The organism is Mixta gaviniae (genome assembly GCF_002953195.1).
GTDB lineage: Bacteria > Pseudomonadota > Gammaproteobacteria > Enterobacterales > Enterobacteriaceae > Mixta > Mixta gaviniae.
This window is the reverse complement of record NZ_CP026377.1, coordinates 1,292,321-1,318,132: the sequence shown is the minus strand read 5'-3', so window position 1 is coordinate 1,318,132 and position 25,812 is coordinate 1,292,321. Positions and strand designations below refer to the sequence as shown.

Here is a 25,812-nt window from a genome sequence, read left to right as displayed (position 1 = left end):
GGCGGAGAATGATATCACACTCCCCGCCGTTACTCAGCGATGCGCTTTTACCAGCGCCAGCATCATGGCGATATGCTCTTCGTCGTCATTGAGCGCCGGAATATATTCAAACTTTTCGCCGCCGGCATGCAGGAAAAATTCACGGTTCTGCTCGTTGATCTCTTCCAGCGTTTCCAGACAGTCGGAGGAAAAGCCCGGACTCATGATCTGAATGTGGCGCACGCCCTTCGCCGGCAGGCCGCGCATGGTTTCATCGGTATAGGGCGTCAGCCAGGGCTCACGGCCGAAGCGCGACTGGAAAGTCATCATCACTTCGTTTTCGCTCAGGCCCAGCGCGCGCGTCAGCGCGTCGGTGGTGTCGCGGCAGCGCTGCGGATAGTCATCGCCTTCATTGGCGAAGCGCTGCGGAATGCCGTGGAACGACATCACCAGCAGATCGGGCTTGCCATTTTTCGCGAAAGAGCGCTCAACCGACGCCTTCAGCGCGGCGATATAGGCCGGATGCTCGGCATAGTCGCGGATAAAATGCACGTCCGGCATCGAACGGTAGCCGGCAAAGACGCTGCTCAACCCATCCCAGACCGCCGCCACGGTGGAGCAGGAGAACTGCGGATAGAGCGGCAGCACAATCAGGCGTGTTACGCCCTGCGCCATCAGGCTGTCCACCGCGCTCTTCAGGCTGGGGTTGCCGTAGCTCATGCCCAGCTCAACCGGAATATCCAGCTGCGCCGCCAGCGCCTCGCGCTGACGCTTGCTGTAAACCAGCAGCGGCGATCCGCCTTCCATCCAGACGGAGGCATAGAGTTTAGAGACGCGCGGTGAGCGGATCGGCAGAATAATGCCGTTGAGGATCGGCCACCACAGCCAGCGCGGCGTATCGACGACGCGCTTGTCGCTGAGGAACTGTTTCAGGTAGCGTTTTACCGCCGGCGTGGTTGGCGCATCTGGCGTGCCCAGGTTGACCAGCAAGACGCCGGGTTTATCTTGCCTCATCGTATATCCCTGTTATCTAAATGGATTAACTTGTTTTCGCCCTGTATCTTACCTTGGCTGGCGCGGATTCGCTCGCCGGTAAAACCTTTCCCTGCAAGAGAAGAAAGCGCTAAGCGGCAAAGTATAGGGGAAAGCGAGGAAAGAAGCGTAGCGCAAGCGCGTCGGCGAGGAAAGGAAAGCAAAAAAACGCGCCAGGCGTATCGGGAGAAACGCCTGGCGAGGAGCGTACAGAAGATCTGTCAGCCCAGAATCTTCGCCAGCTCGGCGCTGACTTCGGTCACTTTGCGCGTGCCGTCGATTTTATGATACTGGGTGTTGCCCGCCTGCGCTTCCTGCTGATAGTAGGCTACCAGCGGCTCGGTCATCTCGTGGTATTCCACCAGACGCTTGCGCACGGTCTCTTCCTGATCGTCTTTACGCGTGGTCAGCTCTTCGCCGGTCACGTCATCTTTGCCTTCCACCTTCGGCGGATTAAAGGTGACGTGATAGACGCGGCCTGATGGCGCATGCACGCGGCGGCCGACAATGCGCTCGACGATCAGCTCGTCCGGCACGTCGAACTCCAGCACGCAATCAATTTTGATGCCGGCGTCTTTCATCGCATCCGCCTGCGGAATGGTACGCGGGAAGCCGTCCAGCAGGAAACCGTTACGGCAATCTTCCTGCGCAATGCGCTCTTTCACCAGCGCGATGACCAGCTCATCGGTCACCAGCTTGCCGTCGTCCATGATGGCTTTCGCCTGTTTGCCCAGTTCCGTGCCGGCTTTTACCGCCGCACGCAACATATCGCCCGTGGAGATTTGCGGAATACCGTATTTCTCCATAATGAACTGAGCCTGAGTGCCCTTACCTGCGCCCGGAGCGCCGAGCAGAATAATACGCATTGCGTAAATCCCCTTGCGAATTGCTTTGATCTACTGAGAAGGCCAAGAACATACCATTAAGCCCCGGTCATCACAAGGAAACGGGGCGGGAAGCGGCTCTGGCGAGAAAGAATGCGAACTCTGCGGCTATCATCAACCGGATCGTCCATAGGATCCAGCCCGGCATCGGATAATCGCCATTTTTCAGACAGAGCGCAGCCGTAAAAAAGCCGGCGCAGAGGCCGGCTCAGGGCAGGCTATCGCAATCAGGCCAGCAGCAGCTGGTTCATGCGGCGGATAAACTGGTTAGGATCTTCCAGCGTGCCGCGCTCGGCGAACAGCGCCTGATCCAACAGCAGCTCGACCCATTCAGCGAAGCGCGCTTCATCCTGGGTATCCGCCGCGCGTTTCACCAGCGCGTGGTCCGGGTTGAGTTCGAAGATGTACTTCACGTCCGGCACCGCCTGTCCGGCTGCGGCGAACAGCTTAGCCATCTGGGTACTCATTTCATTGGCGTCGGTAGTGACGATCGCCGGCGTGTCGGTCAGACGATGCGTCAGGCGCACCTCTTTCACGCGTTCGCCCAGCAGCGTTTTCACGCGATCGACAAACGGCTCCAGCGCTTTTTCCGCTTCTTTCTGCGCGTCGTTCTCTTCGTCAGCCAGTTTTTCCAGCGTTTCATCCGCTTTGCTGACCGACTGGAAAGCTTTGCCATCGAATTCAGGCAGGTAGCTCATCATCCATTCATCAATGCGATCGGAGAGCAGCAGCACCTCAATGCCTTTCTTGCGGAACAGCTCCAGGTGCGGGCTGCTTTTCGCCGCGGCGTAGCTGTCGGCGGTGATGTAGTAAATCTTATCCTGCCCGTCCACCATACGGCTGACGTACTCTTCCAGCGAAACGGTCTGCGCCGCCCCTTCGCTGCTGGTGGTGGCGAAACGCAGCAGTTTAGCGATCGCCTGCTGGTTGGCGTGATCTTCCGCCGGTCCCTCTTTCAGCACCAGGCCGAATTCGCGCCAGAACTGCTGATATTTCTCCGCGTCATCTTTCGCCAGCTTGTCCAGCATCTGCAGAACGCGTTTGGTCAGCGCGCTGCGCAGGTTCTGGGTGATACGGTTGTCCTGCAGAATTTCGCGCGACACGTTCAGCGGCAGATCGTTGGAGTCGATCAGGCCGCGCACGAAGCGCAGGTAGTTCGGCATAAACTGCTCGGCGTCATCCATGATAAAGACGCGCTGAACATAGAGTTTCAGGCCATGCTTGTGATCGCGATTCCACATATCCCAGGGCGCGCGCGCCGGAATGTAAAGCAGGCTGGTGTACTCCTGCTTGCCTTCCACACGGTTGTGGCTCCAGGCCAGCGGATCGCTGAAGTCATGCGCGATATGCTTGTAGAATTCGTTGTACTCTTCATCGGTGACCTCCGCTTTGTTGCGGGTCCACAACGCCTGCGCCTTGTTGATTTTTTCCCAGCTGGTGGTGTCGCTCTCTTCATCTTTGGTTTCGATCTCCACCGGCAGCGCGATGTGATCGGAATATTTGCTGATGATGTTGCGCACGCGCCAGCTGTCGAGAAACTCATCCTCGCCTTCACGCAGGTGCAGCGTGATTTCGGTGCCGCGATCCGCTTTGGTCAGATCGTCGATGGTGTATTCGCCTTCGCCGGCGGATTCCCAGAACACGCCCTCTTCCGGCGCGGCGCCGGCGGCGCGGGTGCGCACCGTCACCTTATCGGCAACGATAAATGCGGAGTAGAAGCCGACGCCGAACTGGCCGATCAGCTGGCTGTCTTTCGCCTGGTCGGAGCCAAGCGATTCCAGGAAAGCTTTGGTGCCTGATTTGGCGATGGTGCCGAGGTTCTCAATCACCTCATCGCGACGCATACCGATGCCGTTATCGCTCAGCGTCAGCGTGCGGTTTTCCTTATCGACTGAGACCCTTACGCGCAGTTCGCCGTCGCCTTCATACAGATCGGGCGTGGAGAGCGCGCGGAAACGCAACTTATCCGCCGCATCGGAGGCATTGGAAATCAGCTCGCGCAGGAAAATCTCTTTATTCGAATAGAGGGAATGGATCATCAGGTGCAGAAGCTGTTTGACCTCTGACTGGAAACCACGCGTCTCTTGTCCTTTCATGGTTTGGCTACCTCAACTGAAACAGGTTTATCGAACGTTGAGGAAGAGATGGGGATGGGAAAAAGCTTTTCAAGCTGGCACAACGGAATGTGCCAGCAAGTGGTCAGTATTTAATCTTGTGCCGTCCGGCCAGCGAGTGCGACAGCGTGGTGCCATCCACCATTTCCAGTTCGCCGCCGACCGGCACGCCGTGGGCGATGCGGCTGGCGTCAACGCCGTACTGCGCGCACAGCCCGGCGATATAGTTGGCGGTCGCTTCGCCTTCCACCGTGGGGTTGGTGGCGAGGATCAGCTCCTGAATGGTCTCTTTCTCCAGGCGCTGCTCCAGCCGATCGAGCCCGATATCCTGCGGGCCGATGCCGTCCAGCGGAGAAAGGTGCCCCATCAGCACAAAATAACGCCCGGCGAACTGCCCGGTTTGCTCAATGGCGTGAATATCCGCCGGACTCTCCACCACGCAAATCTGCCCATTTTGCTGGCGACGCGGGTTCGCGCAGATGGTGCAGATTTCCTGCTCGGTAAAGGTGCGGCAATCCGCGCAGTGACCAATTTCCGACATAGCGCGCGTCAGCGCCTGAGCCAGGCGCATGCCTCCGCTGCGATCGCGCTGCAATAGCTGAAACGCCATACGCTGCGCCGATTTCGGGCCGACGCCCGGTAAGCAGCGCAACGCTTCCATTAGCGACTCCAGCAAAGGGCTGGTCTGCATCAGAACGGCATCTTAAAGCCCGGCGGCAGCTGCATGCCGGAGGAGACGGAGGCCATTTTTTCCTGCTGCGCTTCGGCAATGCGGCGCGCCGCATCGTTGAACGCCGCCGCAACCAGGTCTTCCAGCATATCTTTGTCATCTTCCAGCAGACTCGGATCCACCTCTACGCGACGGCAGTTGTGCGCGCCGTTGATGGTCACTTTTACCAGGCCCGCGCCAGATTCGCCGGTCACTTCCATTTCAGCGATCTCTTGTTGTACCTGCTGCATTTTGTCCTGCATCTGCTGGGCCTGTTTCATCAGGTTACCCAAACCGCCTTTACCAAACATACTCTTCTCTCTTTGCTCGGGCCGCGTAAGCCATCAGGTTTATGCGGCGATTCAAACGGGACGAATACTCTCCTCATCCAGATCGGCGTCGAAAAAGCGACGCAGAGTCTGTATGTGGCTATCCGCGATGATGGACTGGCGCGCCTGCGCCAGCTTTTCTTCATAGATCTTCTGTCGCCATTCCAGCGGCGTCAACACCGCTGGATTATCATCTTCAATAATAGACAGTTCTACCGGCTTGCCGCTGGACTGGCTTAACGCGTCGGTCAGCACCTGCTGCGCCGAGGCGGAATTAAGATGACGCTGGCTGCTGCGCAGATGGAGACAAATGCCCTGCGCCGTCTCCTCTTTCCAGGCGTTGAGCGCCAGCTGCTGCACCAGCTTCGGCAGCGTCAGCGTGGCGATCTCCGCCGCCCAGGCATCGCGCTGCAGCGCCTCTTCCGCCAGCCGCGCCGCCAGCTCAGGCGTCTTTTCATGCTCCAGCGCCGAGCGCAGCGCTTTCGGCGTGGCCACCTGCGGCGCTTCCGTCTCGATGGCGACATTCTGCGCCTTCCAGCGGTAGGCCTCTTTCTTGACCGGCGCCGCGTTTTCCGCCGCAGGTCGTTTGCTGGCTCGCTCGGTTACCTGAGCGAGACGTTCCAGCGCCGAGCCTGCCGGCCGCGCACTGTGCGCTGCCGGCTCACTCTTTTTTAGTTTGTTCGCCCCCTGCTGGCGCAACAGCTGTGTACGCGCCTGAAGGAGCTGGCTGGTCGCGTCGGGCAGAGGCACATCCGGGGCGGCGCCGGCCGCGGCGGGCGACGGCGCCGGTTTCGGCGTCTCCGGCGCGGCGAACGCGGCGGCGGAGGCCGACGGCGGCACCTGTACGTTCGGCTGCGGCGTCATCACCGGGCGCGTGACCGGCTCGGCGATCTCGACCTGCGGATGGAACGCCAGCGCGCGCAGCAAAGTCATCTCCACGCCCATACGGCGATCGGGCGCCAGCGGCAGCTCTTTGCGTCCCATCAGGATGGTCTGGTAATAGAGCTGCACGTCGGCCGGCGGCACGATGCGCGCCAGCTCGCGCAGGCGATGTTCAACCCCTGCGTATTCGTCGCTCAACGCGGAAGGCAGCAGCTGGATCATGGCGATGCGGTGCAGCAAACGCAGCATCTCCACCAGCAGCGCTTCCCACTCCACGCCGCGGCTTGCCGCCTGCTGCAGTAACGCCATGGTCTGCTGACCGTCGGCGGCGGCCAATGCTTCAATCAGCGCCAGCGGCTGGTCGTCATCCAGCGTGCCGAGCATCGCGGCGACGCTTTCCGTCGTCACCTGACCCTGACCGGTGGCTATCGCCTGATCGGTGAGGCTGAGCGCGTCGCGCATGCTGCCGTCGGCGGCACGCGCCAGCAGCTGCAGCGCCCGCAGCTCGGCGTTGACATTCTCCTGCTGCAGCACATATTCCAGCTGCTGACGAATCTGATCGACGTCCAGCGCTTTAAGATGGAACTGCAGACAGCGGGAAAGGATGGTGACCGGCAATTTTTGCGGATCGGTGGTCGCCAGCAGAAATTTAACGTGCGCGGGCGGCTCTTCGAGGGTTTTTAACAGCGCGTTGAAGCTGTGGCGCGACAGCATATGCACTTCATCGATCAGGTAGACCTTGAAGCGGCCGCGCGCCGGCGCGTACTGCACGTTGTCCAGCAGATCGCGCGTGTCTTCGACTTTGGTGCGCGACGCGGCATCGATTTCAATCAGATCGACAAAACGGCCCTGCTCGATTTCGCGACAGTTATCGCACACGCCGCACGGGGTGGCGGTAATGCCGGTTTCGCAATTGAGCCCTTTGGCCAACAGACGCGCAATGGTGGTCTTTCCGACGCCGCGGGTGCCGGAAAAAAGATAAGCGTGGTGGATTCGTCCCAGCGACAGGCCGTTCGCCAGCGCAGTTAATACATGCTCTTGACCAACGACATCGGAAAACGCTTGTGGACGCCACTTTCGGGCCAGAACCTGATAACTCATTCGTTCACGGGATGTGTTGAAAACCAGTGGGACATGCTAACACAGCCCCGCCGCTACGGCGAGGCTGAAGGCGGGAAACTCAGTGGCCCGGGAAAGAGACCAGGCTGTAGCAGTCGATGCCCAGCGCGTTGAGGCGGGCTTCGCCGTTGAGGTCGTACAGGTTGATGACGAACGCCGCATCCTTTACTTCGCCGCCGGCGCGGCGGATCAGTTTGACCGTGGCTTCGATGGTGCCGCCGGTCGCCAGCAGATCGTCCACCACCAGCACTACGTCGCCTGGCTTGATGGCGTCACGATGCAGCTCAAGCTGGTCGCTGCCATATTCGAGATCGTAGGTTTCGCTCCAGGTTTCGCGCGGCAATTTGCCCGGCTTGCGCACCGGCACGAAGCCGACGCCCAGACCCAGCGCTACCGGCGCCCCAAACAGAAATCCGCGCGCTTCGGTGCCCACCACTTTGGTGATGCCGCGATCGCGGAAACGCGCAATAAACAGATCGATGGTTGTTGCGAAAGCTTGCGGATCTTCCAGCAGACTGGTGACATCACGAAACAGGATACCCGGCTTCGGATAATCCGGAACGCTTTTAATACTGTCTTTAAGAAACTCAAGCTGCTGCGCAGTCGCGGTCATAATGTTATGCCTGGTGAATACTAAACTGACTCGCGCAGCTTCGCCTTACGCTGACGGACAGCGCCGCAGACGGAAAGGAATGAAATAAGGGAAGCCGCGCACGAAAACGAACAAATCTAAGCAAACTGCAGGATAAATGCAACACCGATTGCCATCCTGACAGTGTAAGTGTTTGAAAAGCGTTAAGGTAAATCTGAAAAGGCTGCTCAGCGACCGCCCTTTTCCTCTGCGCTGACCACCGGCATGCGCCACATAAACAGCAGCAGCGCGGCCAGCATGCAGAGCAGCATCACCCTTAGCCAGAACAGCTTCACCAGCCAAAGGGAGAGAGCGAAAGTGGCGACAGTCATCAGCATGGCGCGCCCTTTGACGCCCGGCGGCAGCGCGCGATGCTGCTGCCAGTGACGCAGGTATTTGCCGAACCAGGAGCGCCACAGCAGCCAGTGATGAAAGCGCGGCGACGAGCGCGCGAAGCACCATGCGGCAAGCAGTATGAAAGGGGTGGTCGGCAATAGCGGTAGCACCACGCCCAGCGCCCCCAGCACAATAGCCAACCAGCCAATAATCAGTAATATAATGCGCTGCATGAAATATCCTGCTAAAGAGCTAACCGGATCACTTTATCACAGCCGGAGAGCTGTTCCGCAGCCGTTAAGCGGCTATTTTATCAATAGCAATTTCGCAGATTCGCAATCGCTTTTTAAGGACATAAGTATGGGACTGTTATCCTGGCTGGTTATCGGCGTGCTGGTGGGTTTGATGGCGGGGAAATTTCTCGCCGTGCGCGGCGGCTGGCTGCCGACGCTGATTCTGGCGACCATCGGTGCCCTGGTCGGCGGCTATATTAGCGTCTATTTTAACTGGGGAACCCTGGCCTGCCTGCATCCGCGCGCGTTGCTGTTAGCACTGGCCGGCGCGCTGATGCTGGTTGGCGTGGCGCGTATTATTCGTCATTAAGGAGCAAAGGATGTCACTGGAAAGCGCGCCGGATGAGGTTAAGCTGGCGGTTGATCTGATCATGCTACTGGAGCAGAGCGACATGGCGCCAGAAACGGTGCTGGCGGCGCTGGAGATAGTGCGCCGCGACTATGAAAATAAACAGCAGGCGCTCGCCGCCTCCTGAACCATCAGGCGGGGCTGGCCGCCGGCTGGCTCAGGCTGGGGCTATGCTTAAGCATATCGATCAGCGTTTCCACCAGCATCGGCGCATCCTGCTCAATATCGAAGCTGTCGGGCATAAACAGCCAGTTCTCCATGATGCCGGTAACGTAGCCGCGCATAATGATCGCCGCGCGGCGTAAATTCAGCTCCGCCGGCAGCTGCCCGGCGCTGATGCAGTTACCCAGCGCCTCTTCAATCTTCTCATAGCATTCCAGATAGAGATTTTGCTGCATGATTTGCAGCGGCAGCATCTCACCCACGAACTCGCATTTATGGAAAATAATTTCCAGCAGAGAGCGCCGCCGCTGGTCACGCGCGGTCGCCTCAAAGACGTAACGCAGCATGGCGCGCATCAGGGAAAGTGGATCGTCGGAGTATTTTGACTGATACTCTTGCTCAACGTCCTCCAGGCCAGACTCAGACTGCGCCCAAATCTCATTCAGCAGATCGGTCTTGTTTTTAAAATGCCAGTAGATAGCGCCCCGCGTTACGCCGGCCGCCGTAGCGATATCGGCCAGGGAGGTTGCCGAAACGCCGAACTCAGAGAAACGCGCGATCGCGGCATCGAGAATTTGATGACGTGTTTCAAGGGCTTGCTGTTTGGTTTTTCGTGCCATAGTGAGTGCTTTTACCAAGCGGCAGATTTACATACATTTGCGAATGTATGTACCATAGCATGACCCTAATTTAAACGCAGCAATGGCTCAACGGTTTGTGATCCATTGACCAATCGATATCGAACAATCGAGGTTGATTTATGAAAAATAACAGAGGGTTAACGCCTCTGGCGGCCGTCCTGATGCTCTCAGGCAGCTTTGCGCTAACAGGATGTGATAATAAGTCCGAGCAGGCTGGTCAACAGCAACAGGCGCCTGAAGTCGGCGTAGTAACATTAAAAAGCGAACCGTTGAAAATTACGACTGAGCTGCCAGGCAGGACATCCGCCTATCGCGTGGCGGAAGTGCGTCCGCAGGTTTCCGGCATTATTCTGAAACGCAACTTCGTTGAAGGCAGCGATATTAAAGCAGGCGAATCGCTTTATCAGATCGATCCGGCGCCTTATCAGGCCGCCTACAACAGCGCCAAAGGCGATTTAGCCCAGGCGCAAGCCAACGCGCAGATTGCCGCCGTAACGGTGAAACGCTATCAGCCGCTGCTGGGCACCAAATATATTAGCCAGCAGGATTACGATCAGGCGGTCGCTACCCAGAGCCAGACGGCCGCGGCGGTAGCGGTAGCGAAAGCGAGCCTGGAAACGGCGCGCATCAATCTCGCCTACACCAAAGTGACCTCCCCGATCAGCGGCCGTATCGGCAAATCTTCCGTAACCGAAGGCGCGCTGGTGCAGACCGGCCAGACCACGGCGCTGGCGACCGTACAGCAGCTTGATCCGATGTACGTCGACGTGACGCAGTCGAGCGAAGAGTATCTGCGCCTGCGTCAGGAGCTGGAGTCTGGCCAGCTGAAGCAGACCGATGGCAAAGCGAACGTCACGCTGATGATGCCGGATGGTAGCGAATATAAGCAGCCGGGCACACTGGAATTTTCCGATGTAACTGTCGATGAAACTACCGGTTCCATTACGCTGCGCGCGGTGTTCCCGAACCCTAACCATGCGTTGCTGCCGGGCATGTTCGTGCGCGCGCGTCTGGAAGAAGGCACCAACCCGAACGCGATTCTGGTGCCGCAGCAGGCGGTGACCCGTACGCCGACCGGTCAGGCGACGGTGATGGTGGTCGATCAGAACAACAAGGTAGCGGCGCGCAATGTCACGGCACAACAGGCGATTGGCGATAAGTGGCTGGTCACGCAGGGCGTGCAGGCTGGCGATCGCGTGATTTCTGTTGGACTGCAGCGTGCGAAGCCTGGCGCGCAGGTAACGCCGCAGGAAGTGACAGAGGATGCGAAAGCTCAGCAACCCTCGCAGCCGCAGTCGCAGTCTGAACAACCTCAGTCTTAAACAGGAGCCACTGATTCATGGCTAAGTTCTTTATCGATCGCCCCATTTTTGCGTGGGTAATCGCCATCATTATCATGCTGGCGGGTGCGCTATCGATTCTTAAGCTGCCGATTGAGCAATATCCTAATGTTGCTCCTGTAGCGGTACAGATCAGCGCAAACTATCCGGGCGCCGACGCAAAAACGCTGCAGGATTCGGTGACTCAGGTTATCGAGCAGAATATGAACGGTATCGACGGACTGATGTATATGTCCTCGAACAGCGATTCGTCCGGCTCGCTGCAGCTGACGCTCTCTTTCCAGTCGGGCACCGACGCGGATATCGCCCAGGTGCAGGTGCAGAACAAACTGCAGCTGGCGATGCCGCTTCTGCCGCAGGAAGTCCAGCAGCAGGGTATCCAGGTGGAGAAATCCTCCAGCAGCTTCCTGATGGTGGCCGGCTTCGTTAGCGAAGATGGCAGCATGACGCAGAACGATATCGCGGACTTCGTCTCCTCCAACATCAAGGATCCCATCAGCCGTACCACTGGCGTGGGTGACACCCAGCTGTTTGGCGCGCAGTATGCGATGCGTATCTGGATGGACCCGCATAAGCTGAATAACTATCAGCTGACGCCGGTCGACGTCGTGAACGCCATCTCTACGCAGAACGCCCAGGTGGCCGCCGGTCAGCTTGGCGGTACGCCGCCGGTGAAAGGCCAGCAGCTTAACGCCTCGATCATCGCGCAAACGCGTCTGACCTCCACGGAAGAGTTCGGCAAAATTCTGCTGAAAGTGAACCCGGACGGCTCGCAGGTACGTCTGCGTGACGTTGCCACGATTGAGCTGGGCGGGGAAAACTATGAAATTATTGCGCGCTTCAATGGTCAGCCCGCCTCCGGTCTGGGGATTAAGCTGGCTACCGGCGCTAACGCGCTGGATACCGCGGATGCAGTAAAAGCTGAGCTGAATCGTCTTTCGCCGACCTTCCCGGCCGGCCTGAAGGTGGTCTACCCGTACGACACCACGCCGTTCGTCAAAATCTCCATCTTCGAGGTGGTGAAAACGCTGTTTGAAGCGATCGTGCTGGTGTTCCTGGTCATGTACCTGTTCCTGCAGAACTTCCGCGCCACGCTGATCCCGACCATTGCGGTGCCGGTGGTGCTGCTGGGTACCTTCGCCATCATCAACGCCTTTGGCTATTCAATAAACACCCTGACGATGTTCGGCATGGTGCTGGCCATCGGTCTGTTGGTGGATGACGCCATCGTGGTGGTGGAGAACGTCGAGCGCGTCATGGCGGAAGAAGGGTTGCCGCCGAAGGAAGCGACGCGCAAATCAATGGATCAGATCCAGGGCGCTCTGGTGGGCATCGCGCTGGTGCTGTCAGCGGTATTTATCCCGATGGCCTTCTTCGGCGGATCAACCGGGGTTATCTATCGTCAGTTCTCTATCACCATTGTTTCCGCGATGGTGCTGTCGGTTATTGTCGCCCTGATCCTGACGCCGGCGCTCTGCGCCACGCTGCTTAAGCCGATTAAAAAAGGCGATCATGGCAAAACTACCGGTTTCTTCGGCTGGTTTAACCGTCTGTTCGATAAAAGCACTAACCACTACGTCGACAGTGTGGGCCATATTGTTCGCAGTACGGGCCGCTACCTGCTGATCTATCTGTTTATCGTGGTCGGCATGGCAGTGCTGTTTATGCGCCTTCCCACGTCGTTCCTGCCGGAAGAGGACCAGGGTCTGCTGTTGACCCAGGCGCAGCTGCCGGCCGGCGCGACGCAGGAGCGTACGCAGAAGGTGCTTGATGAGGTCAGCAACTACTACCTGACCAAAGAGAAAGCTAACGTGCAGTCGGTATTTACGGTTAACGGCTTCGGTTTCGCCGGCCGCGGCCAGAACACCGGTATCGCCTTCGTCAGCCTGAAACCGTGGGATGAACGTAGCGGAGCGGATAACAAGGTGCCGGCGATTGCGGGCCGTGCCATGCAGGCGCTGGGCTCAATCAAGGACGCCATGGTCATTCCGTTCAACCTGCCGGCGATTATCGAACTGGGTAACGCCACCGGTTTCGACTTCGAACTGATTGACCAGGCTAACCTGGGTCACGATAAGCTGACGCAGGCGCGTAACCAGCTGTTGGGCATGGTGGCGCAGCATCCCGATACCGTGGTGGGCGTACGCCCTAACGGCCTGGAAGATACGCCGCAGTATAAGCTGACGGTGGATCAGGAAAAGGCTCAGGCGCTGGGCGTCTCTATCTCTGATATCAACACCACGCTGGGCGCCGCATGGGGCGGTTCCTATGTAAACGACTTTATCGATCGCGGCCGTGTGAAAAAGGTCTATGTGATGGGTAAAGCCGATTCACGTATGCTGCCGGACGATATCAATAAATGGTACGTGCGCGCTTCCAACGGCGATATGGTGCCCTTCTCCGCCTTCTCGACGGCGCGCTGGCAGTATGGTTCGCCGCGTCTGGAGCGTTATAACGGCCTGCCTTCCATGGAGATCCTGGGACAGGCGGCGCCGGGACGCAGCTCCGGCGATGCGATGGCGTTGATGGAGCAGTTGGCTTCTCAGCTGCCGCAGGGTATCGGCTATGACTGGACGGGCATGTCCTATCAGGAACGCCTCTCCGGTAACCAGGCGCCTGCGCTCTACGCTATCTCGCTGATTGTGGTGTTCCTGTGTCTGGCCGCGCTCTATGAGAGCTGGTCGATTCCGTTCGCCGTTATGCTGGTGGTGCCGTTGGGCGTAATCGGCGCGCTGCTGTTCACCACGCTGCGCGGCCTGAGCAACGACGTCTACTTCGTGGTTGGCCTGTTGACCACCATTGGCCTGTCGGCGAAGAACGCCATACTGATCGTCGAATTCGCCAAGGATTTGATGGAGAAAGAGGGCAAAGGCCTGATCGAAGCGACGCTGGATGCAACGCGTATGCGTCTGCGCCCCATCCTGATGACCTCGCTGGCCTTTATTCTGGGCGTACTGCCGCTGGCTATCAGTACCGGCGCCGGCTCCGGCGCGCAGAATGCGGTGGGCACTGGCGTCATGGGCGGCATGGTGACCGCAACCGTGCTGGCGATCTTCTTCGTGCCGGTCTTCTTTGTGGTGGTTCGCCGCCGCTTCAGCAAGCATAAAGAAGAGCTGGAACAGGGTCATCCTGTAGAACATCAGCACTGAGTGACATAGATTGATGCTGAGGCCACCGCAAGGTGGCCTCTTTTTTTGCCTGAATGTTGCGGGCGCTCGCCTGTATTATCTGCTGCAGACCCGTATCTGCTGCAGATCCGCTATTGCCTGGCGCGCGATGCTGCCAGCGCGCGCCTGCGTTATCTGTTGCAGGTCCGCCATTTTCCTGCCGCGTAACGATCCGCGTTATCTGTTGCAGACCCGCTATTGCCTGGCGCTCTCTCCATTTCTTGCGCCTTCCCCCTTCCCTTCTCATCTCTTGCTATCCCTTCCCTTCCCATCTCTTGCTATCCCTTCCCTTTCCATCTCTTGCTATCCCTTCCCTTTCCATCTCTTGCTATCCCTTCCCTTGCTCTCCCCTTCTCGCCTGCCGCCGATACGCTACGTCACCCGGCCTTTTACAGAGCCGTTGCAATGCCACCACAGAAAGCGCATAATAATTGTTATGATATAACATATCAAAAGGAGATCATGATGAAACCAGGTATTCATCCTCATTACCGTACCGTCGTGTTTCACGACACCAGCGTCGATCACTATTTCAAAACCGGTTCAACCATTAAAACCGATCGAACCATTGAGATTGATGGCGAAACCTTTCCCTACGTCGCGCTGGATGTCTCTTCCGCTTCGCATCCGCACTATACGGGCAAGCAGAAAGATTACAGCCGCGAAGGCAGCACGGCGCGCTTTAACCAGCGCTACGGCCGTTTTCTTGGCAAGGGCAACTAAGGAGGAGTCATGCAGGTACTGAGTTCGCTGCGCGCGGCAAAAACGCGCCACAAAGATTGCAAAGTTGTACGCCGACACGGCCGCATCTATGTTATTTGTAAAAGTAATCCGCGTTTTAAAGCCGTCCAGGGCGGAAAGAAAAAACGCTAACCTCCGACAGGGCCGTAGCCACGACGGCCCTTGTCGCTGTCACCTTTCCTTCTTCATCGCTTTTCACCGTCCCGTTCTTAATTCGCCCTTTTTTCTGCAGGGATATTGCACAGGCATTTATTGATGGCGGCGAAAATTGTATCCGTTTATGTCGCCCGGACCGCCGGCAAGATGGGTTTATCAGTGACTAAATCCAGAAAATTCAAACAACTATTCCTGGCGACTGGACGGCAGGAACGATCCTGCTAAACTTTTCTGAATCAGAGAGATAGGCAGGGCTTTAATTAATATTGCTTGCTGTATGTCATACTCATTGCTTAAGCAAAGATAAACTCTTCGGAGGAAAAGTGCGTAAAATTATACCCTGCGATATTTTGCAAGCTGAAGAAGATCCGCTAAAATTAAAAGATATTATTCACCAGAATATTCCCAAAATAGAAAAGTTGTTAACTGGCGACCTGCAGTGGTTTTCACAAAATGCGCTTTTAGTTCCCGGTACGATAAAGATTATTTCTGTAACGCCGCAAACTCCCGGTCGATATAAAATGCTTTATCAGTTCGACTGGAATGTATTCAATCCCTGTCTTGACATTAATCAGACAGAAACCCGTCAGGATGCCGTTGAATTCGCGGTAATTCCCGGCGCGCTGGCCTTCGATTTCATTGATAATACGCGTCCTTCCACTGCTGAAGAGTTCTGATTCAGTAATACCTAATCTGAAAAGAGCAAACGTACGTTATATTTATCTTGTCTGATTAACAAACGGCTCTTAATATTAAACGTAAAGTACGCTGCTTTTTTCGCTGTTTCACATGCAGACAATGGTCGATGTATGGAGGGAAAAAAGATGGACGAATATTCACCGAAACGGCATGATATTGCCCAGCTCAATTTCTTGTGTGAAAATCTGTACGACGAAAGTATGGCCACGCTGGGTGACAGCCACCATGGCTGGGTCAACGATCCTACATCTGCGACCAACTTACAGCTGAATGAGCTGATTGAACATATTGCTTCATTCACTATGAATTACAAAATAAAACATGCTGAAGATGAGGATCTCATCGTCCAGATCGATGACTACCTCGACGATACCTTTATGTTATTCAGTAATTACGGCATTAATGTTCAGGATCTGCAACGTTGGCAACGTTCCGCCCGACGTTTGTTTAATCTTTTCGCGGAAGAGTGCGCTCAGCTTCCTTTACAGCCAAGCCATTCATTTTAAGCAACCGATCATTTTATTACGGTTAAACCATGACAGAAAAAATTATGACCAAAACTGACTATCTGATGCGCTTAAGACGTTGCAGATCAATCGATACGCTTGAGCGGGTGATCGAAAAGAATAAATATGAATTGCCTGATGATGAACTGGCTGTTTTTTATTCTGCGGCCGATCATCGGCTGGCGGAATTAACCATGAATAAGCTGTACGATAAAGTACCGGTTTCGGTGTGGAAATACGTTCGTTGAATCACTGCCGGGAGGGAGCGGAAATGGTGGGGGCCCTGCCAGCTACATCCCGGCACACGCGTCACCTGCTGCGGCTGCTTCCTTCCGGACCTGACCGAGTTCACAAGTTAGCGTTGCGGGAGAACCAACAGGGCCCCCATTGACGCGCTCTGGTTACAGAGCGCAGGCATTATCAATGATGCCTGGCGTAAATGCAAGCCGACGCCCGGCGACCGTTGTTTTATTAAACAATCCCCGCCCTTTTCCGCTCAAACAGGCCTTTTTCCCCTCCGCTGCAGGCTAATCGTTCCCTCTTTGTCCGCTTTTTGCCAGGATAACGCGCATCGCTAAAGCGGGAACTCTTTATGGAAACTGACTCATTTAAACAGCGCGTATTACAGGTTATCGCCGCCATTCCGGCCGGCAGCGTCACCACCTATGGCGACGTAGCGCGACTGGCTGGCTCGCCACGCGCCGCCAGACAGGTCGGCGGCTTGCTAAAGCGCCTGCCTGCCGACAGCCGGCTGCCGTGGCATCGTATTATTAACCGATATGGCCAGATCTCCCTGCAGGGAGACGATCTGCTGCGTCAGCGCGACGCGCTGGAGGCGGAAGGCATTGAAATCAGCGATGACGGCCAGGTCGATTTAGCGCGCTATCGCTGGAAGGAGTAGCGGGCCAGCCAGGCTGGCCCGAAAAGCGAGGCTTAGTACTGGGTCGGCGCCGGAACCGATGAAGAAGGGGTAACCTGCGTCGGCGAAGTAGAAGGCACGGTAGTGACCGCGCCGCCGCTGCTCTGGGTCGGCATCGCCACTGACGGCACCGGCACCAGGGTCAGATCGACTTTCGTGCCGCCGCTGTTGATCGCCGGTTTAATCGAATCAGTCATAAAGACCACCTTGTTATCGATGGTAATCGCCGCGCTCAGGAGAATACGCGCGTCGGGCTGAATGTCGGCCGGATTAAACGGCAGAATATAGTGGAATGGCGCCTGCTTGCCTTCGGTGCGCACAACACGCTGGGCCAGCACTTTCGCCGGTGCATTAGCCAGCGAGGCGTCGGACAGCGTGACCGTCAGGGCGGCGTCCGGCGGCAGCGCGACTTTCTGCCGGATATAGATCGAACCGCTCACGTTCGGCTGGGCGATCACCGGCTGGCCGGTGGCTTCAGCGCCTGGGGTGGGAACGGGAATATTTGCGCTTTTATCAGCACAACCTGCGAGGGCAACGGCCAGCGCTGCTCCGCTCATTACATGCCAGAATTTCATTGATATCTTCTCCTTTTGATCCAATGTGGTATCGGCGACAAGTTGGCCGAAACAGCTGAAAACGCTGTATGTGCTTAATTCTGGCACAGGTTTGGCTATTTTGCCTGGCATCCCCTGTTTTCCTTTGCCGCGCCTACCCGCGACGAGAACAGCGGTTGCAGCTGCTGGTCGGATCTCGCAAACTAGATCGGTAACTTTATCGAGGAACGACCCATGAGCCAGGCACTGCAAAATTTACTGAACCTGTTACAACTGGAAAAGCTTGAGGAAGGGCTGTTTCGCGGCCAGAGCGAAGATTTAGGCCTGCGCCAGGTTTTCGGCGGACAGGTAGTCGGTCAGGCGCTACATGCCGCCAAACAGACCGTGCCGGTTGAACGCAATATTCACTCTTTCCACAGCTATTTTTTGCGCCCCGGCGACAGCCAGAAAGCGATTGTCTATGATGTGGAAACCCTGCGCGACGGCCATAGCTTTAGCGCCCGGCGCGTCGCGGCGATCCAGAACGGCCAGCCGATTTTCTATATGACCGCCTCTTTCCAGGCACCGGAGCCGGGCTTCGAACATCAGAAAACGATGCCGGAAGTCAAAGGGCCGGAAGGGTTACCCAGCGAGACCGATATCGCGCATCAGCTGGCGGCGCATCTGCCGGAAAAGGTCAGGGCTAAATTCCTGGCGGAGAAGCCGCTGGAGATCAGGCCGGTCACCTTCCATAACCCGCTCAAAGGGCATATCGACCAGCCGACGCGTCAGGTCTGGCTGCGGGCGAATGGCCAAATACCGGATGATGCGCGCGTACATCAATATCTGTTGGGTTACGCCTCCGATCTGAATTTCCTGCCGGTGGCGCTTCAGCCGCACGGCAAAGGGTTCCTGGAGCCGGGAATGCAGGTCGCGACTATCGACCATTCGATGTGGTTCCATCGCAAGGTTGATCTGAACCAGTGGCTGCTCTACAGCGTGGAAAGCACGTCGGCATCCAGCGCGCGCGGCTTTGTGCGCGGCGAATTCTATACTCAGGATGGCGTGCTGGTGGCGTCGACAGTGCAGGAAGGGGTAATGCGCCAGCGCAGCTAGCGCATAACAAAGGGCGCGGCCGACGGCAGCGCCCTTTGCTGTTAAATGCCACCTTTACTGGTTATAGGCGTTTTCGCCATGGCTATTGACGTCAAGCCCTTCGCGCTCCTGCTCTTCCGGTACGCGCAGCCCCACCAGCATATCCGCGACTTTAAAGCCGATAAAGGCCACTACGCCGGTCCAGACGATGGTCAGCGCCACGCTCAGCAGCTGAACCCACACCTGATGCCCCATAGTAACGCCTTCCGCATAGCCGACGCCGCCCAGCGATCCCGAGGCGAAAACGCCGGTCAGAATACAGCCAATAATGCCGCATACGCCGTGGACGCCGAACACGTCGCACGGATCGTCGACGCGCAGCCATTTTTTCAGCGTGGTCACGCCCCAGATGCCCGCCAGCCCGCCAATCAGGCCGATAAGCAGCGCGCCGCCGACGCCAACGTAACCACAGGCGGGCGTGATGGCGACCAGTCCGGCGATAAAGCCGGAGCTGGCGCCCAGCAGCGAAGGCTTGCCGCGCAAGGCCCACTCGCCAAAGGTCCAGGAAAGTACGGCGCCGGCCGTGGCCACCACCGTATTAAGAAACGCCAGCGCCGCGATTTCATTGGCCGCCGCCGCCGAGCCCGCATTGAAGCCGAACCAGCCGACATAGAGAATCGCGGTACCGGTGAATACCATCGGCAGGTTGTGCGGCTTAAATGCCTCCTTGCCGAAGCCTGCGCGTTTGCCTACCAGGTAAGCACCTACCAGCCCGGCGACGGCTGCGTTGATATGCACCACCGTGCCGCCGGCGAAATCGAGCGCGCCATCCTTCGCCAGAAAGCCGCCTGCCCAGACCATATGTGCGATCGGCAGATAAGCCAGCGTCAGCCAGATAAAGACAAAGATCAGCACCGCGGAGAAGCGGATGCGCTCCGCGATCGAGCCGACAATCAGCCCGACGGTAATACAGGCGAACGACGCCTGGAACACCACGTGAATATATTGATAGAAGGTGCCGCTCAGCGCGGTCAGGCTGATGTTTTTCAGCATCACCCAGTTAAGGCCGCCGAAGAAGTCATTGCCCTCGCTGAAGGCGAGTGAGTAGCCGTAAACCACCCACAGCACGCAGACCATGGCAAAAGTTACCGCCACCTGGGTCAGCAGCGATAGCACGTTTTTGCCGCGGATCAGGCCGCCGTAAAACAGCGCAATGCCTGGAATGGTCATAAACAGCACCAGCGCGGTGCAAATCATCATAAAGGCGTTGTCCGCCTTATCGGCAACGGCCGGCGCCGCCAGCGCCAGCGATGGCGTCAGCGCGGCTCCCGTCAGGATTTTAGTCATTACTTTGTTCATTTTATTTCATCCCATCACAAGAGAGAGTAGCCGGGCTTAAAGAGCGGCCTCGTCGGTTTCGCCGGTACGAATACGGATAACGCGCTGCAGCTCCGCCACAAAAATCTTACCGTCGCCGATTTTGCCGGTATAGGCGGCTTTGCTGATGACATCCACCACTTCGTCCAGCTGATCGTCGGCGATAGCCACATCGATTTTGACCTTAGGTAGAAAGTTGACGCTGTACTCCGCACCACGATAAAGCTCCGCGTGACCTTTCTGACGGCCGAATCCCTTGACCTCCGTTACGGTTAATCCCTGGATGCCGACAGAAGAGAGCGCCTCGCGCACATCCTCTAACTTGAATGGTTTGATGACTACGGTAACCAGCTTCATACGCTCCCCTCAGCAAAATAAGATTCGTTTCTCACCCGATGCCTGCTGATTAAAGCAAAGGCTGTGCCAGGTCTGGAAAACGCTTGCTTCAGGCGCGCGCGGCGCGCGGCCACAGCCACGCCTCAGGCGAGATAAGGAAAAGAGAGGAGAGAAAAGCAAAAGGCGCACCATAATGGTGCGCCCCGGTCACTTAACGTGCATCTTTGCGGATAATTCTGATAAATGCGCTTAAAAAAGGTGCAAGCACGCCTCAGACGCTTTCCGACGTGCCCGCTGTCAGCACGCTGCCCGCCTGCTGTAGCTGATACATTTGCCAGTAACGCCCCTGCTGCGCCAGCAGCTGATGGTGAGCGCCGCGCTCTACCGCCTGGCCGCGATGCAGCACCAGAATGGTATCAGCCTCGGTAATGGTCGACAGGCGGTGCGCGATCACCACCAGGGTGGTCTTTTTCCTGACTTCGCGCAGCGCGCGCTGGATCGCCTGTTCGGTACCGGAATCGATATTCGCCGTCGCCTCGTCGAGGATCAGAATTTGCGGTTCGGCCACCAGTACGCGCGCCAGTGCCAGCAGCTGCTTCTGCCCAACGGAAAGGTTATTGCCCTGCTCGCCCAGACGCGTATGAATACCGTCAGTAAGGCTGCGCGCCAGCGCCGCCAGCTGCACGGTTTCCAGCGCCTGCCAGACCGCCTGCTCGCTGATATCGCGTCCCAGCGTCACGTTGGCGAAAAAGCTGTCCGCCAGCACAACCGGATCCTGCTGAACCATCGCCACGCCCTGACGCAGCACCTCATGGCTGAGCTGTTCCAGCGGCCGGCCATCGAGGCGGATCGCTCCCGGCTTCACCGGATAGTAGCCCATCATCAGGCTGGCCAGCGTGCTTTTCCCGCTGCCGGTATGCCCGACCAGCGCGATAAAGCTGCGCGACGGCGCTGACAGCGAAATATCCTCCAGCACGTTGCGCCCTTCACGGTAGGCGAAGCTCAGATGATCGATATCGATGCGTCCGCTCTGCAGCGGCTGCCGATCGCTGCCGTAATGCTGGCGCGGCGAATCCATCAGCTCGAAAATGCGTTCGCCGGCGACCACCGCCTGCTGCAGCATCGACTGCTGGGTGGTCAGCTCAATCAGCGGCTCATTCAGCCTGCCCAGATAGCTGATAAAAGCGTACAGCACGCCCACTTCGAACACGCCTTCAGAAGAGAAGCTGAACAGCAGCAGCAGTCCGCAGAGGATCGCTGCGGAAAAGAGGCTCAACAGCGGGCGCAGCAGAAAGCCATCCAGCCTTAAGGTCTCCATGCGCGCCAGGTAGTGCGAGCGGCTCGCCTCGCCCATGCGCTCGCCGAAGCGCGCCTGCTGGCGGAACTGCTGGATAACGCTCATGCCGCTGATCACTTCATTAAAGCCGTTATTGATATCCGCCAGATAGCTGCGCACCCGCCGTACAATCGGCGTGCTGTAACGCTGATAGATCAGCATCACGGTAAGCACCAGCGGAAAAATGACTACCGCCACCAGCGCCATGCGCCAGTCGAGACTAAACATGGCGACCAGCATCGCGCCGATCAGCGCCGCGCTGCGCAGTACCGTCGCCACGACGGTTACCCATAAATCTTTGATCACTTCGGTGTCGTTGGTAACGCGCGAGATTATCTGCCCCACCGGCTGGGTATCGAACGCGCTGAGCGGCTGGCGCAGCGCCGCGTCCATCACGTCGGCGCGCAGCCGTTGCACCACGCCGACCGCCGCCTGGTTAAACAGCAGCGCCTGCCAGTAGTGCAGCAGCGCCGCCAGCGCCTGCAGAGAAATAAAGGCAAACGCCAGCCCGACGGCCAGCCCCACCGGCATGCTGTGCCGCGCCACCAGCCGATCGATAAAATAGCCGACCAGCACCGGCCCCAGCACTTCGGCCGCCGCTGCGACCCACAGCATCAGCACCGCCAGCGATAGCGCTTTGCGCCAGGGCTTGCCGTAGGCAAGCAGCCGCTTTAGCGTCGGCCAGAGTTTTTTGCTATCAGCCACGGCTCTTCTCCTTACTGCGGTTATCTTCATCCTCGCTCAGCGCCGCCTCAAGCTGCTGGTAGCGGTACATATCGCTGTACCAGCCCTTTTGCTGCACCAGCGCCTGATGTTCGCCGCGCTGCGCCACAACGCCGTGCTGCATCACCAGGATTTCAGTGGCCTCGGTCAGCGCCGACAGGCGGTGCGCACTAATAATCACCGTGCGTCCCTGCCCCCAGCGCCGCAGATTATGCAGGATCTGGTGTTCGGTACGCCCGTCCACCGCCGACAGCGCATCGTCCAGAATCAGGATCTCGGCGTTCAGCAGCAGCGCGCGCGCAATGGAGATACGCTGCTTTTGCCCGCCGGAGAGCATCACGCCGCGCTCGCCCACTTCGGTATCGTAGCCCTGCGGCAGCCGCAGAATATCCTCATGCACGCTGGCCAGCTTCGCCGCGCGTTCAATCTCTTCGCGGCTGGCGTTGGGCCGTCCCAGCGCTATGTTGTTGGCGACGCTGTCGGAAAAGAGGAACGGCGTCTGATTGACGACCGCCAGCCGGCCGCGCCAGCTGTCGATGCGCAACCGGGTCAGCGGGATATTGTGGTAACGGATATCGCCCTGCGCGATATCGAAATGGCGTTGGATCAGGCTTAACAGCGTACTTTTACCCGCGCCGGTCGGCCCGCACAGCCCCAGCATCTGCCCTGGCTTCAGCTGGAAGTTAAGGTTGCGCAGCGCAGGCTGCTGGCTGCCGGGATAACTGAATTCACGGATCGCCACCTGCAGTATGCCGCGCCCTTCCGGCAGGACTTTACTGCCGTCTTCCACCGCCGGCGCCTCGTTAAGCAGCGCGCGGATGCGGCTCCAGGCCGCGCTGCCGCGCTCGACGATATTGAACATCCACGCCAGCGCCAGCATCGGCCAAATCATCAGGCCCAGATACATAACGAAGCTGGTCAGCTGGCCGAGCGTCATCTGTCCGTGCCAGACCAGCCAGCTGCCGCCGCCGATCGCCAGCAGGTTAGAGAGGCCGATGGCGATATAGATGGTGGGATCGAAACGCGCGTCCACCCGCGCGACGCGCAGGTTTTTTTCGCCGGCGTCGGTAGCAATAGCGGCGAACTGCCGCGACTGATGGGTTTCGAGGCCAAACGCTTTCACCATGCGAATGCTGGAGAGGCTCTCCTGCGCCTGATCGTTCAGCGACGAAAAGGCTGCCTGCGCCAGCTTAAAACGCTGATGCAGCTGGTCGCCGTAGCGTTTGATCACTATCGCCATCACCGGCATCGGCACCAGCGCCAGCAGGGTCAGCTGCCAGCTGATCTGCGTACTCATGACGATCAGTACCGCACAGCCCATTACCAGCGAATCCACCAGCGTCAACACCCCTTCGCCGGCGGCGAACACCACGCGGTCGACGTCATTGGTGGCGCGCGCGATCAGGTCGCCGGTGCGGTGGCGCAGGTAGAATTCGGGATGCTGCCGGCTGAGCTGACGATAAAAATCCTCCCGCAGCTCCACCGCCAGCTTATAGGAGGCGCCGAACAGCAAGACGCGCCAGACATAGCGCAGCAGGTAAACCACCAGCGCGGTAAACAGCATAATGCCGATCCACATCAGCACTGCACCGCTGCTCAGGCGATGTTGGGTGACGCCATCGACAATCACGCCGACGATTTTCGGCGGCAGCAGCTGCAAAATGGCAATAATGATGAGTAAGGATACCGCCCCGAGGTAACGTCGCCACTCGCGGAGGAAATACCAACTTAACTGGCTAAACAATCGCACAAAAAATTGTCCTGCATGGTTAATTGATGAGCCTGGAAAGGCTGCGGAAAAGATCAGGGTTCAACGGGTAACGCCGTAGTATATTTTATCTCTTCCATAGCAAAACTTGAGGTTACGTCGATCAGACCGCTGACGCCGTTGACCAGACGTTTATAAAAGGCGTCATATTGCTTCATGTCGGCGACCTGAATGCGCAGCAGATAATCATACTCACCCGCCATGCGGTAGAACGCCATCACTTCCGGCAGGCTCTGTACGACGCCGACAAATTCCTGATACCACTGACGGCTGTGCTGCTGGGTCTTGATCAGCATAAACGCGGTTAGCGACAGCCCCAGCTTTTCGCCATCCAGCAGCGCCACGCGCCCCCGAATAATACCGTCATCCTCCAGCTTTTTCAGCCGCTTCCAGCAGGGCGTGGTGGTGAGATTAACCGCATCCGCCAGCGCCTGTAATGATAGCGTACAGTCCTGCTGCAGCAGCGCCAGCAGTTTACGATCGGTTTTATCCAGCATCGCCCCTCCGGAGAAAATTTTGCTATGAAAGCGCCATTGTACAGTAGATAAAGCAAACCTTTTTTCCTGTGAATGCCGTAATCTTAGCGGGCCGCGCATCAGGAGGAAAATCATTATGAGCCGTGAATGGGTTAACTATGCGATTAACGAAATCAACGCCGACTTTCAGCGTTCCGCCGACACGCACCTGATTCGTTTTTCTCTGCCCACCTTTCCGGGCATCGGGTTTTACCTTAAGGATGAAAGCACCCATCCCACCGGCAGCCTGAAGCACCGGCTGGCGCGCTCGCTGTTTCTTTATGGCCTGTGCAACGGCTGGATCAAACAGGGTAAACCGGTGATTGAAGCCTCCTCCGGCAGCACCGCGGTTTCCGAAGCCTATTTCGCCCGCCTGCTTGGCCTGCCGTTTATCGCCGTGATGCCCGCCAGTACCGCGCGCCGCAAGGTCGAACAGATTACTTTTTACGGCGGAAAGTGCCATTTCGTGCAGGATCCCTGCGCGATTTATGACGAGTCGGAACGGCTGGCGCGCGATCTCGACGGCCACTTTATGGATCAGTTTACCTACGCCGAACGCGCCACCGACTGGCGCGGCAATAACAATATCGCCGACAGCATTTTCCGTCAGATGGCCAGCGAGCCGTTTCCGGTGCCGGATACCCTCGTGATGGGCGCAGGCACCGGCGGCACCTCAGCAACCATTGGCCGCTACCTGCGCTATCAGGGCCATGCGACGCGCCTGCTCCTGGTCGATCCGGAACATTCGGTGTTCCACGATTACTGGCATACGCGTGATGCCGCTTTACGTAGCGCGCGCGGCAGCGGCATCGAAGGTATCGGCCGGCCACGCGTCGAACCCTCCTTTATTCCCGATGTTATCGACGAGGTAATGCGCGTACCTGACGCCGCCTCGGCCGCCGCGATGCACTCCCTGACGCAGATTCTGGGCAGAAAAGTCGGCCCCTCCACCGGCACCAACTTCTGGGGAGCGGTACGGACGGCGCAGCGTATGCGCCAGCAGAACCGGAAAGGCGCTATTGTCACCCTGCTGTGCGACAGCGGCGAACGCTACCCCGATACCTGGTACGACGCCGGTTGGGTTGCCGAGCGCGTCGGCGATCTCTCCCCATGGACCGAGCAGCTGCGCTAGCTTTTTCCG

27 protein-coding genes, 1 other RNA gene and 1 other annotated feature are annotated in these 25,812 nt (G+C 57.9%); of the genes, 12 read left to right on the top strand and 16 right to left on the bottom strand.

Features of this window, described 5'->3' with window-relative positions:
• Positions 1-33: 33 nt before the first annotated feature.
• The 8 genes from hemH to C2E15_RS06025 all read right to left on the bottom strand — a co-directional run bounded on the left by hemH (position 34) and on the right by C2E15_RS06025 (position 8,248).
• Positions 34-993 (bottom strand): ferrochelatase, encoded by a 960-nt coding sequence (gene hemH / locus C2E15_RS06060; RefSeq protein ID WP_104956573.1) that lies wholly within the window; start codon positions 991-993, stop codon positions 34-36.
• A 239-nt stretch (positions 994-1,232) separates the two neighbouring features.
• Positions 1,233-1,877 carry an adenylate kinase gene (gene adk, locus C2E15_RS06055; protein ID WP_104956572.1) on the bottom strand — a complete coding sequence of 215 codons (645 nt, stop codon included), beginning with the start codon at positions 1,875-1,877 and terminating at the stop codon, positions 1,233-1,235.
• Between the two features lie 245 nt (positions 1,878-2,122).
• Positions 2,123-3,991, bottom strand: a complete 1,869-nt coding sequence (htpG, locus tag C2E15_RS06050; protein ID WP_104956571.1) for a molecular chaperone HtpG — start codon at positions 3,989-3,991, stop codon at positions 2,123-2,125.
• Positions 3,992-4,094: 103 nt separating this feature from the next.
• Complete coding sequence (gene recR, locus C2E15_RS06045) at positions 4,095-4,700, bottom strand: recombination mediator RecR (protein ID WP_104956570.1); 606 nt, start codon at positions 4,698-4,700, stop codon at positions 4,095-4,097.
• Complete coding sequence (locus C2E15_RS06040; protein WP_038627543.1) at positions 4,700-5,029, bottom strand: YbaB/EbfC family nucleoid-associated protein; 330 nt, start codon at positions 5,027-5,029, stop codon at positions 4,700-4,702. The genes recR and C2E15_RS06040 overlap by 1 nt, the downstream gene beginning before the upstream one ends.
• Positions 5,030-5,080: 51 nt before the next feature.
• Positions 5,081-7,030 carry a DNA polymerase III subunit gamma/tau gene (dnaX, locus tag C2E15_RS06035; RefSeq protein WP_104956569.1) on the bottom strand — a complete coding sequence of 650 codons (1,950 nt, stop codon included), beginning with the start codon at positions 7,028-7,030 and terminating at the stop codon, positions 5,081-5,083.
• Positions 5,678-5,739 (bottom strand) — a sequence feature (DnaX frameshifting element). Its footprint overlaps the gene before it by 62 nt.
• 79 nt (positions 7,031-7,109) lie before the next feature.
• Complete coding sequence (gene apt, locus C2E15_RS06030; RefSeq protein WP_104956568.1) at positions 7,110-7,661, bottom strand: adenine phosphoribosyltransferase; 552 nt, start codon at positions 7,659-7,661, stop codon at positions 7,110-7,112.
• 206 nt (positions 7,662-7,867) lie between these two features.
• Positions 7,868-8,248, bottom strand: coding sequence for a DUF454 family protein (locus C2E15_RS06025; RefSeq protein WP_104956567.1), 381 nt, complete (start codon positions 8,246-8,248; stop codon positions 7,868-7,870).
• A gap of 127 nt (positions 8,249-8,375) precedes the next feature.
• On the opposite strand from C2E15_RS06025, the gene C2E15_RS06020 reads away from it, so the two are divergent.
• Both C2E15_RS06020 and rsmS read left to right on the top strand, forming a co-directional pair.
• Complete coding sequence (locus C2E15_RS06020) at positions 8,376-8,618, top strand: GlsB/YeaQ/YmgE family stress response membrane protein (RefSeq protein ID WP_104956566.1); 243 nt, start codon at positions 8,376-8,378, stop codon at positions 8,616-8,618.
• Between the two features lie 10 nt (positions 8,619-8,628).
• Complete coding sequence (gene rsmS / locus C2E15_RS06015; protein ID WP_104956565.1) at positions 8,629-8,784, top strand: pleiotropic regulatory protein RsmS; 156 nt, start codon at positions 8,629-8,631, stop codon at positions 8,782-8,784.
• Positions 8,785-8,788: 4 nt separating this feature from the next.
• Here rsmS and acrR read toward each other — a convergent pair whose 3' ends face one another.
• A complete protein-coding gene (acrR, locus tag C2E15_RS06010; RefSeq protein WP_104956564.1) occupies positions 8,789-9,439 on the bottom strand; it encodes a multidrug efflux transporter transcriptional repressor AcrR in 651 nt (216 codons plus the stop codon).
• Between the two features lie 140 nt (positions 9,440-9,579).
• Here acrR and C2E15_RS06005 point away from each other — a divergent pair, with 140 nt between their 5' ends.
• The 7 genes from C2E15_RS06005 to C2E15_RS05975 all read left to right on the top strand — a co-directional run bounded on the left by C2E15_RS06005 (position 9,580) and on the right by C2E15_RS05975 (position 16,317).
• Positions 9,580-10,782 (top strand): efflux RND transporter periplasmic adaptor subunit, encoded by a 1,203-nt coding sequence (locus tag C2E15_RS06005; protein ID WP_104956563.1) that lies wholly within the window; start codon positions 9,580-9,582, stop codon positions 10,780-10,782.
• Between the two features lie 17 nt (positions 10,783-10,799).
• A complete protein-coding gene (locus C2E15_RS06000) occupies positions 10,800-13,949 on the top strand; it encodes a multidrug efflux RND transporter permease subunit AcrB (protein ID WP_104956562.1) in 3,150 nt (1,049 codons plus the stop codon).
• A 483-nt stretch (positions 13,950-14,432) separates the two neighbouring features.
• Complete coding sequence (locus C2E15_RS05995) at positions 14,433-14,690, top strand: type B 50S ribosomal protein L31 (protein ID WP_104956561.1); 258 nt, start codon at positions 14,433-14,435, stop codon at positions 14,688-14,690.
• A gap of 9 nt (positions 14,691-14,699) precedes the next feature.
• Entirely contained in the window at positions 14,700-14,840 is a 141-nt protein-coding gene (ykgO, locus tag C2E15_RS05990; protein WP_104956560.1) for a type B 50S ribosomal protein L36, read from the top strand.
• A gap of 347 nt (positions 14,841-15,187) precedes the next feature.
• Entirely contained in the window at positions 15,188-15,541 is a 354-nt protein-coding gene (locus C2E15_RS05985; RefSeq protein ID WP_104956559.1) for a hypothetical protein, read from the top strand.
• A gap of 147 nt (positions 15,542-15,688) precedes the next feature.
• Positions 15,689-16,069 (top strand): Hha toxicity modulator TomB, encoded by a 381-nt coding sequence (tomB, locus tag C2E15_RS05980; protein WP_104956558.1) that lies wholly within the window; start codon positions 15,689-15,691, stop codon positions 16,067-16,069.
• 29 nt (positions 16,070-16,098) lie between these two features.
• Complete coding sequence (locus tag C2E15_RS05975; RefSeq protein WP_071883698.1) at positions 16,099-16,317, top strand: HHA domain-containing protein; 219 nt, start codon at positions 16,099-16,101, stop codon at positions 16,315-16,317.
• A gap of 33 nt (positions 16,318-16,350) precedes the next feature.
• Here the strand turns inward: C2E15_RS05975 and ffs are convergent.
• Positions 16,351-16,447: signal recognition particle sRNA small type (gene ffs, locus C2E15_RS05970), an RNA gene on the bottom strand.
• 214 nt (positions 16,448-16,661) lie between these two features.
• On the opposite strand from ffs, the gene C2E15_RS05965 reads away from it, so the two are divergent.
• Positions 16,662-16,970, top strand: coding sequence for an MGMT family protein (locus tag C2E15_RS05965; RefSeq protein ID WP_104956557.1), 309 nt, complete (start codon positions 16,662-16,664; stop codon positions 16,968-16,970).
• Positions 16,971-17,002: 32 nt separating this feature from the next.
• Here the strand turns inward: C2E15_RS05965 and C2E15_RS05960 are convergent, their stop codons facing one another.
• A complete protein-coding gene (locus tag C2E15_RS05960; protein WP_104956556.1) occupies positions 17,003-17,563 on the bottom strand; it encodes a YbaY family lipoprotein in 561 nt (186 codons plus the stop codon).
• A gap of 213 nt (positions 17,564-17,776) precedes the next feature.
• Here C2E15_RS05960 and tesB point away from each other — a divergent pair, with 213 nt between their 5' ends.
• Complete coding sequence (tesB, locus tag C2E15_RS05955) at positions 17,777-18,637, top strand: acyl-CoA thioesterase II (protein ID WP_104956555.1); 861 nt, start codon at positions 17,777-17,779, stop codon at positions 18,635-18,637.
• Positions 18,638-18,691: 54 nt separating this feature from the next.
• Here the strand turns inward: tesB and amtB are convergent, their stop codons facing one another.
• The 5 genes from amtB to C2E15_RS05930 all read right to left on the bottom strand — a co-directional run bounded on the left by amtB (position 18,692) and on the right by C2E15_RS05930 (position 24,653).
• Positions 18,692-19,975, bottom strand: a complete 1,284-nt coding sequence (gene amtB / locus C2E15_RS05950; protein WP_104956554.1) for an ammonium transporter AmtB — start codon at positions 19,973-19,975, stop codon at positions 18,692-18,694.
• 36 nt (positions 19,976-20,011) lie between these two features.
• Complete coding sequence (glnK, locus tag C2E15_RS05945; protein ID WP_104956553.1) at positions 20,012-20,350, bottom strand: P-II family nitrogen regulator; 339 nt, start codon at positions 20,348-20,350, stop codon at positions 20,012-20,014.
• Positions 20,351-20,600: 250 nt separating this feature from the next.
• Complete coding sequence (locus tag C2E15_RS05940; RefSeq protein ID WP_104956552.1) at positions 20,601-22,400, bottom strand: SmdB family multidrug efflux ABC transporter permease/ATP-binding protein; 1,800 nt, start codon at positions 22,398-22,400, stop codon at positions 20,601-20,603.
• Entirely contained in the window at positions 22,363-24,138 is a 1,776-nt protein-coding gene (locus C2E15_RS05935) for a SmdA family multidrug ABC transporter permease/ATP-binding protein (RefSeq protein WP_104956551.1), read from the bottom strand. The genes C2E15_RS05940 and C2E15_RS05935 overlap by 38 nt, the downstream gene beginning before the upstream one ends.
• A gap of 53 nt (positions 24,139-24,191) precedes the next feature.
• Positions 24,192-24,653 (bottom strand): Lrp/AsnC family transcriptional regulator, encoded by a 462-nt coding sequence (locus C2E15_RS05930; RefSeq protein ID WP_104956550.1) that lies wholly within the window; start codon positions 24,651-24,653, stop codon positions 24,192-24,194.
• A 115-nt stretch (positions 24,654-24,768) separates the two neighbouring features.
• Here C2E15_RS05930 and C2E15_RS05925 point away from each other — a divergent pair, with 115 nt between their 5' ends.
• Positions 24,769-25,803 carry a PLP-dependent cysteine synthase family protein gene (locus tag C2E15_RS05925; protein WP_104956549.1) on the top strand — a complete coding sequence of 345 codons (1,035 nt, stop codon included), beginning with the start codon at positions 24,769-24,771 and terminating at the stop codon, positions 25,801-25,803.
• Positions 25,804-25,812 lie beyond the last annotated feature (9 nt).

Coding starts and splice junctions, on each gene's coding strand:
- C2E15_RS05930 (WP_104956550.1), bottom strand. CDS start 24,653: ATGCTGGATAAAACCGATCGTAAACTGCTGGCGCTGCTGCAGCAGGAC.
- C2E15_RS06020 (WP_104956566.1), top strand. CDS start 8,376: ATGGGACTGTTATCCTGGCTGGTTATCGGCGTGCTGGTGGGTTTGATG.
- C2E15_RS05925 (WP_104956549.1), top strand. CDS start 24,769: ATGAGCCGTGAATGGGTTAACTATGCGATTAACGAAATCAACGCCGAC.
- rsmS (WP_104956565.1), top strand. CDS start 8,629: ATGTCACTGGAAAGCGCGCCGGATGAGGTTAAGCTGGCGGTTGATCTG.
- C2E15_RS05960 (WP_104956556.1), bottom strand. CDS start 17,563: ATGAAATTCTGGCATGTAATGAGCGGAGCAGCGCTGGCCGTTGCCCTC.
- acrR (WP_104956564.1), bottom strand. CDS start 9,439: ATGGCACGAAAAACCAAACAGCAAGCCCTTGAAACACGTCATCAAATT.
- hemH (WP_104956573.1), bottom strand. CDS start 993: ATGAGGCAAGATAAACCCGGCGTCTTGCTGGTCAACCTGGGCACGCCA.
- C2E15_RS06005 (WP_104956563.1), top strand. CDS start 9,580: ATGAAAAATAACAGAGGGTTAACGCCTCTGGCGGCCGTCCTGATGCTC.
- C2E15_RS05975 (WP_071883698.1), top strand. CDS start 16,099: ATGACAGAAAAAATTATGACCAAAACTGACTATCTGATGCGCTTAAGA.
- C2E15_RS05995 (WP_104956561.1), top strand. CDS start 14,433: ATGAAACCAGGTATTCATCCTCATTACCGTACCGTCGTGTTTCACGAC.
- ykgO (WP_104956560.1), top strand. CDS start 14,700: ATGCAGGTACTGAGTTCGCTGCGCGCGGCAAAAACGCGCCACAAAGAT.
- amtB (WP_104956554.1), bottom strand. CDS start 19,975: ATGAACAAAGTAATGACTAAAATCCTGACGGGAGCCGCGCTGACGCCA.
- adk (WP_104956572.1), bottom strand. CDS start 1,877: ATGCGTATTATTCTGCTCGGCGCTCCGGGCGCAGGTAAGGGCACTCAG.
- C2E15_RS06000 (WP_104956562.1), top strand. CDS start 10,800: ATGGCTAAGTTCTTTATCGATCGCCCCATTTTTGCGTGGGTAATCGCC.
- C2E15_RS05965 (WP_104956557.1), top strand. CDS start 16,662: ATGGAAACTGACTCATTTAAACAGCGCGTATTACAGGTTATCGCCGCC.
- tesB (WP_104956555.1), top strand. CDS start 17,777: ATGAGCCAGGCACTGCAAAATTTACTGAACCTGTTACAACTGGAAAAG.
- C2E15_RS06040 (WP_038627543.1), bottom strand. CDS start 5,029: ATGTTTGGTAAAGGCGGTTTGGGTAACCTGATGAAACAGGCCCAGCAG.
- apt (WP_104956568.1), bottom strand. CDS start 7,661: ATGACCGCGACTGCGCAGCAGCTTGAGTTTCTTAAAGACAGTATTAAA.
- htpG (WP_104956571.1), bottom strand. CDS start 3,991: ATGAAAGGACAAGAGACGCGTGGTTTCCAGTCAGAGGTCAAACAGCTT.
- tomB (WP_104956558.1), top strand. CDS start 15,689: ATGGACGAATATTCACCGAAACGGCATGATATTGCCCAGCTCAATTTC.
- dnaX (WP_104956569.1), bottom strand. CDS start 7,030: ATGAGTTATCAGGTTCTGGCCCGAAAGTGGCGTCCACAAGCGTTTTCC.
- glnK (WP_104956553.1), bottom strand. CDS start 20,350: ATGAAGCTGGTTACCGTAGTCATCAAACCATTCAAGTTAGAGGATGTG.
- C2E15_RS05940 (WP_104956552.1), bottom strand. CDS start 22,400: ATGAAGATAACCGCAGTAAGGAGAAGAGCCGTGGCTGATAGCAAAAAA.
- recR (WP_104956570.1), bottom strand. CDS start 4,700: ATGCAGACCAGCCCTTTGCTGGAGTCGCTAATGGAAGCGTTGCGCTGC.
- C2E15_RS06025 (WP_104956567.1), bottom strand. CDS start 8,248: ATGCAGCGCATTATATTACTGATTATTGGCTGGTTGGCTATTGTGCTG.